This is a genomic window from Planotetraspora sp. A-T 1434, assembly GCF_025420585.1.
Classification (GTDB): Bacteria; Actinomycetota; Actinomycetes; order Streptosporangiales; family Streptosporangiaceae; genus JAOEGB01.
Genome location: NZ_JAOEGB010000125.1, coordinates 1 through 330, shown reverse-complemented (window position 1 = coordinate 330; position 330 = coordinate 1). Strand labels below are relative to the sequence as shown.

General features: G+C 71.5%; 1 protein-coding gene. It reads left to right on the top strand.

The window, feature by feature from the left end:
- Positions 1-330 (top strand): hypothetical protein (locus N5079_RS35240; protein ID WP_261588560.1); only part of this gene is annotated, 330 nt, incomplete at both ends.

Sequence of the window (330 nt, the reverse complement as noted above, 5' to 3'; positions counted from 1 at the left end):
GGGCCCGCGTCATCACCGACATCACCCGCCAACTCGACGACGCCATCGCCGACAGCCACACCACCGACGCCCACACGGACAGCCACGCCGAAAAGGACACAGGCATCAACACGGGCCCCCGTGCCGAGGCCGACGCCCGTGCCGAGGCCTGTCCGCGTGCCGAGGGCGACCCCCGTGCCGGGGCCGAGGACGTCTGTGCTGAGGCCGTCGAGGCCGCCAGCCCTCCAACCGAGGACGGCCAGGCGCAGGCCGCCGAGGCCCCGAGCGAGAATCAACCTTTCGGCGGACGTCCAGTTCGGGGCGGGAATGCTCGTCCTGATGGTGTGGATG